The 16,629-nt window shown below is 27.8% G+C and carries 18 protein-coding genes and 1 pseudogene; 3 read left to right on the top strand and 16 right to left on the bottom strand.

What is annotated here, in order from left to right:
* Nucleotides 1–72: 72 nt before the first annotated feature.
* The 12 genes and pseudogenes from RYM86_RS17505 to RYM86_RS17450 form a co-directional block, all read right to left on the bottom strand.
* The gene (locus RYM86_RS17505) at nucleotides 73–588 is read right to left on the bottom strand and encodes a GNAT family protein (protein ID WP_315082087.1); all 516 of its coding nucleotides are present in this window, start codon (nucleotides 586–588) and stop codon (nucleotides 73–75) included.
* 442 nt (nucleotides 589–1,030) lie between these two features.
* A pseudogene (locus tag RYM86_RS17500) lies at nucleotides 1,031–1,174 on the bottom strand (DUF1275 family protein); the annotation flags it as partial.
* A gap of 97 nt (nucleotides 1,175–1,271) precedes the next feature.
* The gene (locus tag RYM86_RS17495; RefSeq protein ID WP_315082086.1) at nucleotides 1,272–1,958 is read right to left on the bottom strand and encodes a peptidylprolyl isomerase; all 687 of its coding nucleotides are present in this window, start codon (nucleotides 1,956–1,958) and stop codon (nucleotides 1,272–1,274) included.
* 206 nt (nucleotides 1,959–2,164) lie between these two features.
* Entirely contained in the window at nucleotides 2,165–3,874 is a 1,710-nt protein-coding gene (locus RYM86_RS17490) for a methyl-accepting chemotaxis protein (RefSeq protein WP_315082085.1), read from the bottom strand.
* Nucleotides 3,875–4,209: 335 nt separating this feature from the next.
* A complete protein-coding gene (gene gltA / locus RYM86_RS17485) occupies nucleotides 4,210–5,601 on the bottom strand; it encodes an NADPH-dependent glutamate synthase (RefSeq protein WP_315082084.1) in 1,392 nt (463 codons plus the stop codon).
* A 2-nt stretch (nucleotides 5,602–5,603) separates the two neighbouring features.
* Nucleotides 5,604–6,491, bottom strand: a complete 888-nt coding sequence (locus RYM86_RS17480) for a sulfide/dihydroorotate dehydrogenase-like FAD/NAD-binding protein (RefSeq protein WP_315082082.1) — start codon at nucleotides 6,489–6,491, stop codon at nucleotides 5,604–5,606.
* Between the two features lie 20 nt (nucleotides 6,492–6,511).
* Entirely contained in the window at nucleotides 6,512–7,585 is a 1,074-nt protein-coding gene (locus RYM86_RS17475) for a 2,3-butanediol dehydrogenase (RefSeq protein WP_315082081.1), read from the bottom strand.
* A gap of 253 nt (nucleotides 7,586–7,838) precedes the next feature.
* Nucleotides 7,839–9,779, bottom strand: coding sequence for a sigma-54-dependent Fis family transcriptional regulator (locus RYM86_RS17470; protein ID WP_315082080.1), 1,941 nt, complete (start codon nucleotides 9,777–9,779; stop codon nucleotides 7,839–7,841).
* A 325-nt stretch (nucleotides 9,780–10,104) separates the two neighbouring features.
* Complete coding sequence (locus RYM86_RS17465) at nucleotides 10,105–10,239, bottom strand: hypothetical protein (protein ID WP_315082078.1); 135 nt, start codon at nucleotides 10,237–10,239, stop codon at nucleotides 10,105–10,107.
* A 71-nt stretch (nucleotides 10,240–10,310) separates the two neighbouring features.
* A complete protein-coding gene (locus RYM86_RS17460) occupies nucleotides 10,311–10,472 on the bottom strand; it encodes a hypothetical protein (protein WP_315082077.1) in 162 nt (53 codons plus the stop codon).
* Between the two features lie 457 nt (nucleotides 10,473–10,929).
* Nucleotides 10,930–11,055 carry a hypothetical protein gene (locus RYM86_RS17455; protein ID WP_315082076.1) on the bottom strand — a complete coding sequence of 42 codons (126 nt, stop codon included), beginning with the start codon at nucleotides 11,053–11,055 and terminating at the stop codon, nucleotides 10,930–10,932.
* 608 nt (nucleotides 11,056–11,663) lie between these two features.
* Nucleotides 11,664–12,014, bottom strand: coding sequence for a helix-turn-helix domain-containing protein (locus tag RYM86_RS17450; protein WP_315082074.1), 351 nt, complete (start codon nucleotides 12,012–12,014; stop codon nucleotides 11,664–11,666).
* A 130-nt stretch (nucleotides 12,015–12,144) separates the two neighbouring features.
* Here RYM86_RS17450 and RYM86_RS17445 point away from each other — a divergent pair, with 130 nt between their 5' ends.
* From RYM86_RS17445 to RYM86_RS17435, 3 genes are read left to right on the top strand one after another with little or no spacing between them, the layout of a single operon-like run.
* Nucleotides 12,145–12,645, top strand: a complete 501-nt coding sequence (locus RYM86_RS17445) for a nitroreductase family protein (protein ID WP_315082073.1) — start codon at nucleotides 12,145–12,147, stop codon at nucleotides 12,643–12,645.
* A gap of 53 nt (nucleotides 12,646–12,698) precedes the next feature.
* Nucleotides 12,699–13,328, top strand: a complete 630-nt coding sequence (locus RYM86_RS17440; protein WP_315082072.1) for a flavodoxin family protein — start codon at nucleotides 12,699–12,701, stop codon at nucleotides 13,326–13,328.
* Nucleotides 13,329–13,376: 48 nt separating this feature from the next.
* Entirely contained in the window at nucleotides 13,377–13,664 is a 288-nt protein-coding gene (locus RYM86_RS17435) for a putative quinol monooxygenase (protein WP_315082071.1), read from the top strand.
* Between the two features lie 229 nt (nucleotides 13,665–13,893).
* On the opposite strand, the gene RYM86_RS18555 is transcribed toward RYM86_RS17435, so the two are convergent.
* From RYM86_RS18555 to RYM86_RS17420, 4 genes are all read right to left on the bottom strand, one after another.
* Nucleotides 13,894–14,037 (bottom strand): hypothetical protein, encoded by a 144-nt coding sequence (locus RYM86_RS18555; protein ID WP_399548017.1) that lies wholly within the window; start codon nucleotides 14,035–14,037, stop codon nucleotides 13,894–13,896.
* A gap of 110 nt (nucleotides 14,038–14,147) precedes the next feature.
* Complete coding sequence (locus RYM86_RS17430) at nucleotides 14,148–14,393, bottom strand: hypothetical protein (RefSeq protein WP_315082088.1); 246 nt, start codon at nucleotides 14,391–14,393, stop codon at nucleotides 14,148–14,150.
* 238 nt (nucleotides 14,394–14,631) lie between these two features.
* Nucleotides 14,632–15,351, bottom strand: coding sequence for a hypothetical protein (locus RYM86_RS17425; RefSeq protein WP_315082070.1), 720 nt, complete (start codon nucleotides 15,349–15,351; stop codon nucleotides 14,632–14,634).
* A gap of 162 nt (nucleotides 15,352–15,513) precedes the next feature.
* Entirely contained in the window at nucleotides 15,514–16,350 is an 837-nt protein-coding gene (locus tag RYM86_RS17420; protein WP_315082068.1) for a peptidoglycan-binding protein, read from the bottom strand.
* Nucleotides 16,351–16,629: the final 279 nt, after the last annotated feature.

Below are 16,629 nucleotides of genomic sequence, written 5' to 3'. Positions count from 1 at the left end.
AATTCAAGCATTCTTACACGAGGTGTCGCACTTAACTTGACAATTCATCATATAATAGAATTTTTTCTGACTTTAACTACTAAATTGGCTAATATACTTATTAAATGTTATTAAGTATTTTGTTTCCTTTTCTAATAATTCATTTTCAATAAATCCTACTTTTTTAAACACCTTACTTGATCTATAATTTTCTTTATGAATTTTAGCTACCACTTTATTAACTCTGTATTTTAAGAACGCCTCACTTAAAGCTTTTTTTACTGCTATCGTACCTATTCCCTGACCCCATTTTTTCTTGTCACCAATAGCAACAACTATTTCTGCACTGTTATTATTACCTTTAGTAACAATCTTTAAATAACCAATCGATTTATTTTTATGTTCTATCATATAAAATGGACCATTATTATTAAAATATTGAGTCATTACAGGTAATGTTGAATTGTTTGCTAAATTATCTAAACTATTGGTTATTCCATCTTTTTCATTTAAAAATTTAGATACGTCTTCATCCTTTAACCATTTTGCAATATTAAAAACATCTTCTCTATAAACCTCATGTTGGAGATTTATATCTGAATATAACATTGTACTATCCCTCCAAATAATCTAATAATCTTAGTCGATTGTACCAATTATATAGGCCAATAGTAAAATGCTGTAATTTTTGTAATATGTTATTATATGAAAATAATCTATCTTTTCTCAATTTACATAAGTTTTCTTCCAATTTATTGGTAGCTGTAATTAAATTCAATTTAATTCTATTAAAAGTAATTTAATTGAATTTAATTACATTTCTATTATAAAATTAAGTTTTTCAGCTTAAAAATCTTAGTTTTGAAATTCGAAAAATAAAGTACCACTATGAATTTAATGTGGACAAATTTCTCTTTTTAACATTACTCTTTAAATCTTATTTCATCTGTACTAAATAATACAATTGCAGAAATCCAAACTGACTTAACTCCAATTTTTAGGGTTGATACTCCACCTAAACATGCACCCACTAAAAAAGAAATTATAATTATGCAAAAACTCCTCCTCTACATACAAAGGTATAGGCATCAAGGAATCCTCCCACAATAGCTAAAAGTATTCCTAAATGTACTGATTCTGAAGTAGTAACATGCTTATTTTTACACATATTAATATTTATATCTTTAATATTTATATCTTTAGTAAACAATATTAAAATTCCTCTTTTATATAACGCAAAAAATATATCATCAAAACTTAAAAGCAATGATGATATATTAATAAATAATTTTCTATTTTTTATTTGGCTCATTATACTCTACGCCTTTACTGTCTACAGTAATTGACTCAATGATTACATCATCTTTAGGCATATCTTGTGATTTAGTTTTTACACTTCCTATTTTATCTAACACATCAAAACCTGATACGACCTTACCAAAAGCAGCATATTCTCCATCAAGATGTGGTGCGTCTCCAGTCATTATAAAAAACTGACTACCTGCACTATTAGGATTTTGTGATCTTGCCATAGACAGTACACCTTTTGTATGCTTTAATCCATTTGCAATACCGTTTGATGCAAATTCTCCTTCTATTGAATGACCTGGACCTCCAGTTCCATCACCATTTGGATCTCCACCTTGAATCATAAAGTCTTTAATTATTCGATGAAATTTAAGGTTATTGTAAAAACCTTTATTAGCTAAATCTATAAAATTATTTACAGTATTAGGAGCAGTTTCTGGATACAACACGGCTTCAATAACTCCATAATCCTTAACATTTATAGTTGCTAATGGTAGATTTCCAATTACCTCTGGTGAATTACTGTAAGTATCTTCTGTTGTAGAATTTGACTCAGCATTTTGTTTAGTATTATTGTCTTTAAAATTTCCACAACCAACTAATCCTAAAGAGCTAACAAAAACTAATAATAAAATCAACCTAGTATACTTCTTTATACTTTTTATACTCATCAAATTCCTCCACCATACAATTAAAATTTTAATAATATAAGTATAACATAACTTACTTATTTTTATATACAACAAAGGTAGACATTATTCTAAATATATAACATCTACCTCTATCATTAATATAGATTATCTTTTTAAATTAGTTTGTGTTTTAAATGTGCATACATTAACACACTGCTAAAACACAACCTTAAATTAAACATATTTTAAATCTTAAACTTAGAAATTTCTTCTTTTAACTTTTTAGCATTTTCTTGTGATTTTAATGCATTGTCTAAAACACTATTAGACTTATCATTAACTTGTAAAATGCTACTTGCAATATATGTAGTACCTCCAGCCCCTTCATTTGCAGCTTGTGAAACTCCATCTATTGTTTTAAGCACTTCTTGTAAAGATGCTAAAAGTTCCTCTGAACTTGAACTAAAATTAGTTACAAGACTGTCAATGAATTCAGCATCTTCACTATATTTATCTGTTACATCTAACATTCTCTTATAGTCATTATAAACATCTATAGACATGAATTTTAATAATTTATCTGAGCTACTAGAAAGATTTCCAACTGCACTGGTTACTTTTCCTGTTATACTTTGAATTTCTATCACTGTATCTTTTGATTGCTCTGCAAGCTTTCTTATCTCTTCAGCAACAACTGAAAATCCTTTTCCTGCTTCTCCTGCTCTTGCTGCTTCTATAGCTGCATTTAAAGCAAGAAGATTAGTTTGTGAAGTTATTTGCATTATTGATTCTGAAAGTACATTTATTTCTTCAACAACTTTTGATGCTTGTATTGCTTCTTCTAATTCTACTTTTGTACTTTTAAATAATTCAGTTGATTTCTTCTCTGAAGCTTGTACATTTATTTTAGTATCCTCTGCTCTATTACTTATCTCTCCTGCTTTAATAGCTCCCTCTTGAGATTTTTGCGAAATAGATTTAACCACTTCTTCAATTTCCTGTGATGTTGCTAACATTTCTTCAGAGGAAGCTGCTGTTTCTTCCATATTTGCAGCAAGTTCTTCTGTAGTTGCTGATACTTCCTCTATGTCTGAATTTAACTTTGTAACATTATCCTTTATAAGCTCTGTAACATCTTCTATGCTATTAGAACTTTCATTAACTTGTTTTATAATGTGCCTTAAATTTTGTATAAATTTGTTCAAACTCACCGAAAGATCTTTTATTTCATCTTCTGAATTTATTTGTATTTCTTGAGTTAAATCTCCGCCTCTTTCTGCTAATAAATCTAACTCTACTTTTAAAATATTTAATGGTTTTCTAATAGAATTAATGATTATTATACCAAAAACTATGCTTAACGCTCCTAATACTGCTATTATTATTATATTTATTTTAAAAGATTCTTTAAATTGCATATCTCCTTCTAGGCTAGCATCTCCTGTCAGTTTTTGATTAAGATTTGCTAATTTTATTAAAGATAAAGATGCTGTATCAAAAGCTTTTTTTGATTCACCATTCATTATATTCATTATGTCTTCAGTTTTTAGTTCTCTACTTAACATAATAACTGTTTTATTTAATTCTAAGTACTTATTCCATTCATCTTTAGCAGTTTCAAATAATGCTTTGTCCTCTTCAGCTTGTATGGTTGTAGCATAGAATTCTAAGCTTTTTTGTATTTCTTTCTTCTTTTCTTCCATTGCTTTTTCTTTTTCTTGCATCGCTTCTGAAGTACTCGAAATAATATGATCATATTCAAGTAATCTAAAATCTGATGTCATAACATTTAATTCTTCTGAACATATTATTGCTGGTATAAAATCTTGTACTATGATTGTTGATTCCTTATTTACACTGCTTAAAGTTTTTGTTGAATATATTCCCAAGAATACAATTGTAATTACAAATATAGTTACGAGAAAAACCAACTTACTTTTTATTGTTTTTAACATATTTTTATCTCCTTGCTGTTATATCTGCATAATTTTAACATTATACATAATTTTCGACTATATTTTTATTAAACTTTAATATTGTTATTTACAAAAAAACTATGTTTTTAATTATATTAATAGTTTTCTTTTATTTACTAGTTTTTTATCTTTTTATTTATGTATCTGTTAATTTTCAAAGCAATTTTTTGTGAATAATAATTTTCACTATATGATACTACATATAAAGAAATTATTAATTTATATTTAAAGTTGTTTAAATATAAAAAAGGCCATTACTAAAAATTTATTAGCAATGGGCTTTTTTGAGTGTGTGCGTTATCAAAATATATCTATTATTTAGTTAAGTATTCGTCAATTGCTTGAGCTGCTTTTTTTCCTGCTCCCATAGCAAGAATTACTGTTGCAGCACCAGTTACTGCATCTCCTCCAGCATAAACACCTTCTTTTGATGTTAAGCCAGTTTCCTCTTCAGTAATTATACATCTTCTCTTATTTATTTCTAATCCTTTAGTTGTTGAAGATATTAATGGATTTGGTGATGTTCCAAGTGACATTATTACAGTATCTACATCAATAATAAATTCTGATCCTGCAATTTCAACTGGACTTCTTCTTCCAGATTCATCTGGCTCTCCAAGTTCCATCTTAATGCATTTCATTCCTTTAACCCATCCATTTTCATCTACTAATATTTCTTTTGGATTAGTTAAAACATCAAAGATTACACCTTCTTCTTTAGCATGATGTACTTCTTCAACTCTTGCCGGAAGCTCTGATTCACCTCTTCTGTATACTATATGACTTTCTGCTCCAAGTCTTAATGCAGTTCTTGCTGCATCCATAGCAACATTTCCGCCACCAACTATAGCAACCTTTTTACCAGCTCTAACAGGTGTATCATATCCATCAACTGCTGCTTTCATTAAGTTTACTCTTGTTAAAAATTCATTTGCAGAACATACTCCATTTGCATTTTCTCCTTCTATTCCCATGAATTTAGGAAGACCTGCTCCTGAACCTATAAATACTGCTTTGAAACCTTCTTCTTCAAAAAGTTCATCAATTGTTATTGTTCTTCCTACAATAACATTAGTTTCAATCTTAACTCCAAGTTTTCTTATATTATCAACTTCATTTTTAACTACTTTTTCTTTTGGAAGTCTAAATTCTGGTATACCATATTCTAAAACTCCACCAGCTTTGTGAAGTGCTTCAAATATAGTAACATCATATCCTTTTTTAGCTAAATCTCCTGCACAAGTTAGTCCTGATGGGCCACTTCCTATAACAGCTACTTTTATTCCGTTCTTAGATTCTGTTTCACTTAAATCAACGTTATTAGTACTTGCCCAATCAGCCGTAAATCTTTCAAGCTTACCAATTGATACTGAGTCACCTTTTATTCCTAGAACACATTTTCCTTCACATTGGCTTTCTTGAGGACATACTCTACCACATACTGCTGGTAGTGCGCTATACTTTGAAACTTCTTTTGCAGCTTCTTCAAAGTTACCTTCTTTAACATGTGAAATAAATCCTGGAATATTAATAGATACTGGACAGCCTTCTACACATTTAGGATTTTTACAATTTAAACATCTTGAAGCCTCTTTAACTGCTTCATCTTCATTGTATCCTAAACAAACTTCTTCAAAATTTGTTGCTCTAACTTTTGGATTTTGTTCTCTAACAGGTACTCTTACCATTCTCTCTTTCATATCCATTATTACTTATCACCTCTGCAACCACAGCCACCATGACTATGAGTATTACCTTCTTCTAATGCTAATTTAGCTTTACCTTCTTCTGTTTTGTACATAGATTGTCTTCTCATTGATTCATCATAATTTATTAAGTGGCCATCAAATTCTGGTCCATCAACACAAGCAAATTTAATTTCACCACCAACAGTTACTCTGCAAGCTCCACACATTCCTGTTCCATCTACCATTATAGGATTTAAGCTTACTGTAGTTGGTATTTCTAATTTCTTAGTTAAATCTGCCATAAATTTCATCATTATCATAGGTCCTATAACAATTGCATGATCATACTTGTTTCCTTCGTTAACTAGACCCTGTAAACAATCAGTAACTCTTCCATTAAATCCATAACTTCCGTCATCTGTTGCTACATAAAGAGTTCCAGCTACTTCTTTCATCTCTTCTTCTAATATTAATAAATCTTTTGTTCTAGATCCAACTATAACATCTACATCTATTCCGTTATCATGCATCCATTTAACTTGAGGATAAACAGGTGCTGCACCTACTCCCCCAGCAACGAATATTAGCTTTTTCTTCTTTAAGCTTTCTAAATTTTCATGAATAAACTCACTTGGCTTACCTAATGGTCCAACAAAGTCTGCTACATATTCTCCAACTTCATATTGAGCTAGTTCTTGTGTACTTTTTCCAACTGTTTGAAATACTATAGTTACAGTTCCTTCTTCTCTATTATAACCTGCAATAGTTAAAGGTACTCTTTCACCTTTTTCATCATTCTTAATAATAATAAATTGACCTGGCTGTGCTGATTTTGCTACTCTTGGAGCTTCTATATCCATTAAAAATATATTATTTGTAAGCTCTCTTTTACTAACTATCTTGTACATTTATGTTCCCCCTGATTCTTTTATAAAAGACCTTTATCTGGTGTTACTAATATCTTAACGTGTTTCTTCTTTTCTGGACCTGTTAATGCTCCAAATCCTTCTTCTACTATGTCATCTAAGTGTATTTTCTTAGTTACATATCCTTCTGCTTTTATTCTGCCATCATTCATTTGAGCCATAGTTGCTGGGAATTCATGTCTATATGCTAATGTTCCAACTATCTTCTTTTCTGTAAACACTAAAGCATTAGGATTAAATGTAACTCCATCTTCCCATATGCTTGTTATAACCATAGTTCCTTCGAATTTTAAGCTATTAATACCTGTGTCAAAACCTATTTGAGCTCCTGTAGTTTCAAATGCTACATCTACTCCTAGTCCATTTGTAAGCTTTTTAACTTCTTCTGCTATATCTACTTCATTAGGATCTAGAACAACATCAGCTCCTGCTCTTTTAGCATATTCTTGTCTTATAGATTTTCTTTGTAATACTACTACTAATTTTGCACCTGCTGCTTTTAAACATTCTATAGTTGCTAAACCTATTGGGCCAGAACCTAATACTAATGCTGTATCTCCAATTTTAAAGTTTCCTACTCTAATTGAATGTAATGCTACTGCCATTGGTTCAACTAAAGCTGCTTGTTCATAAGACATTTCATCTGGTATTTTATGTATAAATTCTTCTGGGAAAACTGTATATTCTGCAAGTCCTCCACCACTTCCACAAAGTCCATGGAATCCTAAAGATGAACATAAATTATATTTTCCTTCTAGACATGCTGGACATTTTCCACATGCAACTATAGGTTCAACAATTACTCTGTCTCCTACTTTAAACTTCGTTACATTTTCACCAACTTCTACAATATCACCTGAAAATTCATGACCTAAAACTACTGGTGCAGTTGTTCCACTTAATGGATGTGGCTGTCCTACTGGAATAAATATAGGTCCTCCTAAATATTCATGTAAGTCTGATCCACATATTCCACACCATTTTACTTTTATTTTCACACCATTGCTTGTAACCTTTGGTTCTTTAATTTCTTCTACTCTAACATCTTTCTTTGCATACCATAATGCTGCTTTCATATTAAAATTCCTCCCTAAATATCTAACATATATTGTTAATTAATTCACATACATATTTATATAGCAATATCCGTGCCAAAATTTTAATATAATTATTAAATTATAAAGTTACTTAAAATAAACTTGCATGTTTACATGTTTTTAACTAATTAAAAATATTAAACTTAATTTTAATTATATCTATATATAAAAATAAATGTATCAAAATGACACATTTTCTCTTCTCATTTTGATACACCTATTGTTTAAATTATCATTTTGATACAATGATATTATATTTCTTAATTTTTCTGTATAATGTAGCTCTTCCTATATTTAATAATTTTGATGCCATTTGAAGATTTCCATTACATTTTTTTATAGCATCATCTATAGCATCTTTTTCTAAACAATTCAAAGGAATTATTCTTATATCTTCTTCCGTATATTTTTCTTCTATTATGTTTTCAGTTACTTCTATATAATTCATATTATTTATATTTATGAGCTCATCATCACTTAGATAATAATCTCTTTCCACTACATTTCTAAGCTCTCTTATGTTTCCTGGCCAATTATACTTTTTTAATTCATCTACGTAATAATCATTTATTTTTGTAATCTTATCTCTATTTTTTGAATTTAATTTTTCTATAAAATACTTTATAAGTACGTCTATATCATCTATTCTATCTCTTAAAGGAATAGTCTTTATCTCCATTACACTTAGTCTATAATATAAATCTTCTCTAAAATTTTGTTTACTTATTTCATTTTTTAATATTCTATTTGTAGCACCAATAACCCTAACATCTAATTGTTTTTCATAAGTTCCTCCAATTCTTATAACCTTCCCATTATCTAAAACTCTAAGAAGCTTACTTTGAGTATCTAAAGGAAGTTCTCCTATTTCATCTAAAAATATTGTTCCTCCATCTGCTAGTTCAAATTTTCCTGGATGACCTTCTTTTGAAGCTCCTGTAAAAGCACCTTTTTCATATCCAAACAATTCACTTTCAACTAATTCTCTCGGAATCGATGCACAATTTACAGCAACAAATGGTCCTTTATGTCGCTCACTATAATTATGTATTGATTGTGCAATTAATTCTTTTCCAGTTCCACTTTCTCCTTGAATTAATATATTACAATCACTTGCAGCAGCTTTTTTTGCAAAAGCTATCATCTTTTTCATATCTTTATATGTTGTCATAATATCATCAAATTTATATTGAGCTTTATATCCTACAAATTTATTTACTAATTTATGTACTCTTTTAACTTCTGTAAAAGTTATTACCATTCCATTGTTCTTACCACTTATATTTAATGGTACTACATTTATAACACACTTCACTATGCTATTATTTATATGAAAATCCCATTCTATGTTATTTAACGAGCTATTGTTCTGATTCAATAATTTATGAAAATGAACTCCTTTTAAAACATTATTAATATGAATTTTTTTAGCTTCTTCTAATGATATATTTAATATTTCTAATGCTCTTCCATTCACCCTTTTCACTTTCATATCTTCACTAATTACTATCATGCCTTCAGATATAGAATCAAATGTTACATTTAATAATTTATATGAAATAGTTAAAGCCATTTGTTTTTGAATTGACTGAGCTGCCGCAGTTACTATCCCCATAGTATGGGAATGAGCATTATAATAATTCCCAGACATGTTTATACAACCTATTAAATTTCCATCTTCATCATGAATAGGTGAAGCTGAACAAGTCCATGAATGCTGATTTACTCCATAATGCTCTGCCCCTATAGTTTGAACTGGTTTATTAAGATATAAGGCAGTTCCTATAGCATTAGTTCCAACTATATTTTCAGTCCATAGTTCTCCTTTTAAAAAGTTTAATTCATTAACTCTCTCCATTATATCTTGATCACCTATTATCTCTAATAGATATCCATCTTTATCTGATAAAAATAAGGCAAATCCTGATCCTGAAACCATACTATAAATGCTTTCCATAATAGGTCTAGCTACTGAAATAAGTTCAATATTACTTTTAATTAATTCATCTATATTGTGATGTTTAATACTACCTCTTCCATTTCTTGGATCAACTCCATATTTTCTACATCTTATCCATGATTCTGCTATTTCACTTCTAACTTTAGGGTCTACTTCTCCAGTTTTTATAAATCTCTTCCATGCATTATCAATAAAACTCATGTAATTTTCCATATATATATTCTCCAATACTCATATAACTATTTTATTACATGCTATTATTATACTTAATTTATTTATTAACTACCACTTAAGAAAGTAATATAAAACTTTGTTTTAAGTAACATTCATATATTTGTGAACATTATAATCTTCTTTAATAATAAAATATCAAGATAAGCTTAAAATATAAAAAATATAAAAAGTCTAAAGTAAAAATTTTAAAAATAAAACTTCTACCTTAGACTAATGTTTCTTAATATATTTATTTTTAAGTTTACTCTAATAAATATAATATACTTAAATATTAATAAATTAATATAATTTTTATATCTCATATCTAAGAATTCTTATCAATATAAATTTTCAATGCTTTAATTCCCAAAAATAGTGCATAAACTTCTAATCCCCATAAAATTAATTTTGGAATCATACCAAATACTAAAGCTCCACTCATAATACTCATATTTTCCATAAATACTTCCCCCAATAAGTAATTTCATTAAATATTAAGCTATTTTTAATAATAACTTAACATAATCATTTCTATAATTTCTTTAAAACATCATCCATTTTCTTATCTAGTTTTTCAAATTTATTAACAAAGTTCTTTATCTTTTTAATACCTTTAACCACTGCTATTGAAATTCCTATTATTAATAAAACATTTACAACTGTACTTATAATAACCATATAATTTGTCTCCATTATTATCACTCCTCTTTATGTTTATTATAACATTTATGTAAATATAATTTATTTATATGGCTATGTTTTAAGTGAATGTTGATATTGTAGTATAAACAAAGTTCTAACCCTCAGGTGAAACTTGTTTTTAACTGAGGGTTAGAAATTGTTATCCCGGAGCGTTCAGTTGTTATGAAATTACAGATGCTAGCTATCGGATAAAGCTCATGGGCAGAAGAATTCATTTAAAAACATGTCCAAATATGAATATAAAATTAATTGCATAATAAGTAACATATAGGATATAATTTAGGTATATTATATAGATATGTAGTAAATTTATATAGATTAAAACTTTGGATGAGATAGTTCCAATTAAGGAACTATCTCGAGATGTAATTAACAATTTTATTTGGTTAAGGTCTTTGTATAGTTTTTCTTGGGAGAGATGCGCTATACAAAGGTCTTTTTGCTATATTCAAAGATATTTAAGCAATATAAGAACAATCCCAAATAAAAATATAAGAACACCAAAGAACCTCTCATTTTCTTTAGAAATAAAAACCTTAAACCAATTATTTCCATTGTGTCCTTCGACTTTCATATATATTTCCTCTCTTTCTAGTCCAACATTATCTATATAAAACCGAAATACTCTACCTTAACATTTCTATTAAACCCTGTAAGGACTATTACATAAAGTTTACAGCTAAGAATACAGATATATTTCAGTAAATAGACATATGAAAAAGAGTTTAGAAGAACAATAAAGAGGTTTTTATTTATGGGAATCTATTTCCATTTTGATAAAATACATTGAAACATAATTATTAATTCTAGACCAATAATTACATAATATTAATCATATTTGCGTTTCCCATTAATGTGTGATTTTCAGTTTTAATCCCTCTCCCTCTTATATTGTAGCATAATCTAATTAGGAAATATATGTTAATTTTAAAATTTTAAAAGAATATTATAGTGTGTTGAGATCTAGATTAAAATTAGTGTATGGCTTTAAAAAACTTGTAATATGACTTAATTATATATAATTAAAGAACCCTATTTCTAGGGTTCTCTTCATCTTGTTTATTTACTTTTTATAGGAAAACAAACTTCTGTAATCCAATTATCAGAATTGCTCTCCATTACTGGACTAATATGATAAATATTAAATAAATTACTTTAGATAAATCAAATAATATCAATGCTTTAAATATTTAGTTTATAATAGTCATCTCCCCACTTGCACATCATACCAATAATAGGCATTAAACTCTTACCTAGATCAGTTAATGAATATTCAACCTTTGGAGGAACTTGAGGATAAACTTTTCTAGTAACTAAATTATCTGCTTCTAATTCTCTTAGTTGTTGAGTTAGCATTTTTTGAGTTATTTTAGGAAGTGATTTTTTTAATTCATTAAATCGCTGTATTCCCTTAGTACCTAGATTCCAAATAATAATCATTTTCCATTTTCCACCAATTAAATCCATTGTAATTTCAAAGGTACATGTATAATTTTTATTTTTAAATTCTAAAGTATTGCAGTTAGGGCTCATATTTCTAATCCTTTCAATAGTATCCTTTTGGATACTATAATACAAAATAGTGCGTACTTGTTATATTTAAACTTATTTTTTATAATAATATCATTGATTATAAAAAGTATCAATTAGGAGGTATATGTAAATGGATGCAATATTAAACAGAAAAAGTATAAGAAAGTATAAGGACATAAATGTAAGTGATGAGATTGTTCAAGAATTATTAAAAGCAGGTATGGCAGCACCTTCTGCTGGAAATGAACAACCTTGGGAATTTATAGTTTTAAGAGATAAAGAGATTATGAGAAAAATAACTGAAGTACATCCATATTCAAAAATGCTATTAAATACAGATGTAGCAATTATAATTTGTGGAGATGAATCAAAAGAAATATTTGAAGGTCTTTGGGTGCAGGATTGTTCAGCTGCCACAGAAAATATATTAGTAGCTGCTGAAGATAAGGGGTTAGGTGCAGTATGGTTAGGTGTTTACCCAATAGCAGATAGGGTGGATGCAATTAAAGAACTTCTAAATTTACCATCTAGTGTAATTCCTTTATCAATAGTACCTGTTGGATACCCAGATGAAGAAAGAGAACCAGCTGATAGATTTAATAAAACAAGAATACATTATGACAAATGGTAAAGGTAATAAATTAAAAATTTAAGCAAATTCTTAATTCAGAGGAGGTAATATATATGAAAGTTGTTGCATTTAATGGAAGTCCTAAAAAGGAAGGCAATACGTACCATGCTATAAAAATGGTAGCAGAAGAATTAGAAAATGAAGGTATAGAAGTTGAAATTATCCATGTAGGAAATAAGACTATAAGAGGATGTCTTGCATGTAATGGTTGCGTTAGAAACCAAAATGAAAAATGTGTTATTGATAATGATGGAGTGAATGAATGGATTAAGAAAATGAAAGAGGCAGATGGTATAATACTAGGTTCTCCGGTTCATTATTCAGCTATAGGTGGAACTATGAAATCATTTTTAGATAGAGCATTTTATATTGCTGGGAATGGAATGTTAAGGCATAAGGTAGGAGCAACTGTGGTTGCTGTTAGACGTTCAGGAGGAGTTGCAACTTTTAATCAATTAAATAATTACATTAATTATTCTGAAATGCTTATGCCAACTTCAAATTACTGGAATGTAATACATGGAACATCACCAGGAGAAATTACAGGAGATGAAGAAGGAAGACAAATAATGAGAGTTCTTGGAAAAAATATGGCATGGCTTATGAAATTGGTTGAAAACGGAAAAGGGACTGTTAAAGAACCCGAAAGAGAAAATAAAATATTTACGAACTTTATTCGCTAATTTAGAAAATTGAATAATGAAAAATATTAAAAAAGGTGAGGGATATAAATGATAAAAGTAGTTGCAAAAAATTTTGCTAAGCAGGATAAAATGAATGAAATTATTGAATTATACAAAGAACTAGTAGAAATGACAAGAAAAGAAGAAGGATGTATAAAGTATGAAATGTATCAAGATGAGCAGGATGCTAGAATTTTGACAATGATTGAAGAATGGGAAAATAGACAAGCTTTAGATAAACACTTAAAATCTGAGCATTTCACTAGAATTGTTCCAATGTTAGGAAAGCTTATGTCAAAAGAAACAGATATGAATGTTTACAATAAATTGATTTAACATGTTTATGTAGATAGATGAAGATAATTAAGCAGAAGATGAAATTAAATTGTATGAAGAATATCAAGTTAACAAAAAAGTATAAAAAAAGAGCTATCTAATAAAAATAATTTAATTAATTACTTTTTAGAGATAGCTCTTTTGTAATAATCTATATTAAATATAAAAATATAGTATATTTCAAGTAACATAATTTGTAACATAATAATCAACTAAATTAAGTGAGATACTAATTTAAATTACATAGATATTTAACAGCTATTGCAGTATATTTATTTTTAGGTTCTATAGCAACATCTAAACTTTCACTCGGTGAAACTACGCCTTGACTTGCAAACTTAGCAAGTGGTTCAAAGAATGCATCTCCAAAAATGTCTTCATCACTTCACTCATATAAGCACTTAATAAGCCTTCAACTATTTCTGAAGCTTTTTTTAATATATTTTCAAAATTTTATATAAAAATATAAAACTCATCAAACTCTTACTTTAATTTAAATATTCTATATTTTATAATCTTACTAACAATCAGCAAAATTACTAATAATATTATAAGTAATTCACCACTTATAATGCTTAATTCTAAAAACAACCCTAAAATTATAATTATTATTCCTATAATAAAATAATATAATTTATATAAATATATGTTATTTTTATCTGGAAATATATTAGCCAATAAAATGTTCAATACTCCTAATAACATTGCTATTATACCTAACGTTTCCATTGACAAAGTATCATCTCCTATAAATTAATATATACCAATTTATATTCTAATTAATCCCAAGTAATATCGTAATGATTAATATTTTTACTAATTATTATAATAAGATTACGTTTATAGTATAATTAACAATACATTACTATTTGAATTAGGAGCTTTCATTATGAAAATAATAAAAAAGCGAATACAAATTAGTACGATTCTATTATATTATATTATTTTCATTACTTTTTAATTGAATTTACTTTAAAAATTTATATTTTGATATTTCCCATTCTGTTACTTTTTCATTTTCTAAAAATACATGAAAATAATAATTATTAATAGAATATTCATATATAAAACCATTATCTGTTTTATATTTACTATAATTTTTTCCATATAAACTTTCTAATTTTTCTATAGAATCTCCCTCTTTTAATCCTAATGATGTTGGTAAATTTTCTTTAATATTTATAACAGATAACTTATTTTCCTTATTGAATGTGAAGCTAATATCTTGAGTCCATATTTGTTTATTTCCGTATTGTGGATCATCTTTACTTGAAGATATTTCTATTTCATTTTCAACTTTTATTTTAAATTTATCTAATTTAGATATTACATCTTCTTTTGACATACCAAAGTAAAAGGTTGAATTTTCATCTAGTGATTTTTCATTTATGGTTATTTGAGAATTAGAAGCAGTAATTTGAATTGATTTTTTAGAGTTATCTTTACTGGTTTCATTTACTTTTTGTGATTTATCTGTATCAGTTTCGGTAACCTTTTTAGAATCATCTGTATTTTTATTTAAGGTTGGATCATTACTTTCTTTTTCAAAGTTATTTGTATTTGTGCTTGAAATTGAATCACCACTTTCTTTTGTAGATGTATTAGTGCCATTAGAATCTTTAGTATTAGTACAACCAGCTAAAAATATTGTTAGTATGATTGATATAATAGTTAAATACTTTTTCAATATGAATCCCCCCATTGAAATTAAATAATATATAAATAAATCAGTACTAGTATATTACTTTTTATGTATAAATTTCAATAATTTATATAATAAATTTGGTATTTCATAAAATAAAAAATCCCGCATAAATTTATGCTGAATTTTTTGCTTTATGAAGTAATTTTAATTAACTCCATATCCATTAATATAGCTGTCAGTTAAATTATAACTACGCTTTTTAACTGCATCACTGCTGTTACCTTCTATAGTGTGTACTGTACCAGATGAAGCTGATTCAACTATTCCTGTATGATTAATACCATTACTATTAAAGAAAATAACATCACCAGTCTTTGGAACATATCCAGTTCCTCTAGTTTTATATTTCCCACGATTTTTATACCAATTTGCACCTTCATTGCAACTAGCATATCTAGGAACTACACTATTTAAAATACCTGCTTGATTTGCACACCATGATACAAACATTGCACACCAAGGTTGTCCATTCATTCCATACCATTGTCCATATTTAGTAATATTGGTTCTACCTTCTACATAACCAACTTCTCCTCTTGCGCAATCAACAAATTTAGTAAGCGATGAAGACGTTGTGCCAGGATTAGATTCACCACCATTATTATTATTAGAAGATTCCCCTCTTAATTTACTCCAAGTACCTTGTCCTACCATACCATCAGCACTTAATCCATTACTTCTTTGAAAACTTTTTACTGCTTCAAAAGTGCTTGGTCCAGCAACTCCATCTACGCTAATTGAATATCCTTTACTTTTAAGAGCTTGTTGAACTTTTCTGATTTCTTCACATAATTTTCCCCATGTACCATCACCAACTATACCATCAGCACTTAGTCCAAATGTTCTTTGAAATCTCTTTACAGCGTCTACAGTACCTGCACCATATATTCCGTCAATACCATTTGTGCTATAACACATTATGTGTAAACCGTATTGAAGATACTTAACATTTTCTCCTCTTGATCCTTTGTTTAAAAACATATTTATCACTCCTTTTGTGTTTTGTTTTATTATTTAAAAGTTAGCTAACTTTTTGTTTTACATTTACTAAAAGGGTAATTTATTATGTTTTGTAAACCTAATATTATTATTTTTTTAGTTATGGAATAAAATTCAATAAAAATAATTAGAGTAAATTAAATTAAGTAGTAAAATAGGATCAAAAAATATATTAGAAAATATAAAAAACAAAGAGCTATGTATCTATAAAATGGACCCTATATAGTAGACACTCATAAAAGAGAGTCTATCTATATAGAG

Source organism: uncultured Clostridium sp., assembly GCF_963527835.1.
Classification (GTDB): domain Bacteria; phylum Bacillota; class Clostridia; order Clostridiales; family Clostridiaceae; genus Clostridium.
The sequence above is the reverse complement of the archived record's forward strand: the minus strand, read 5'-3'. Positions and strand labels throughout refer to the sequence as shown.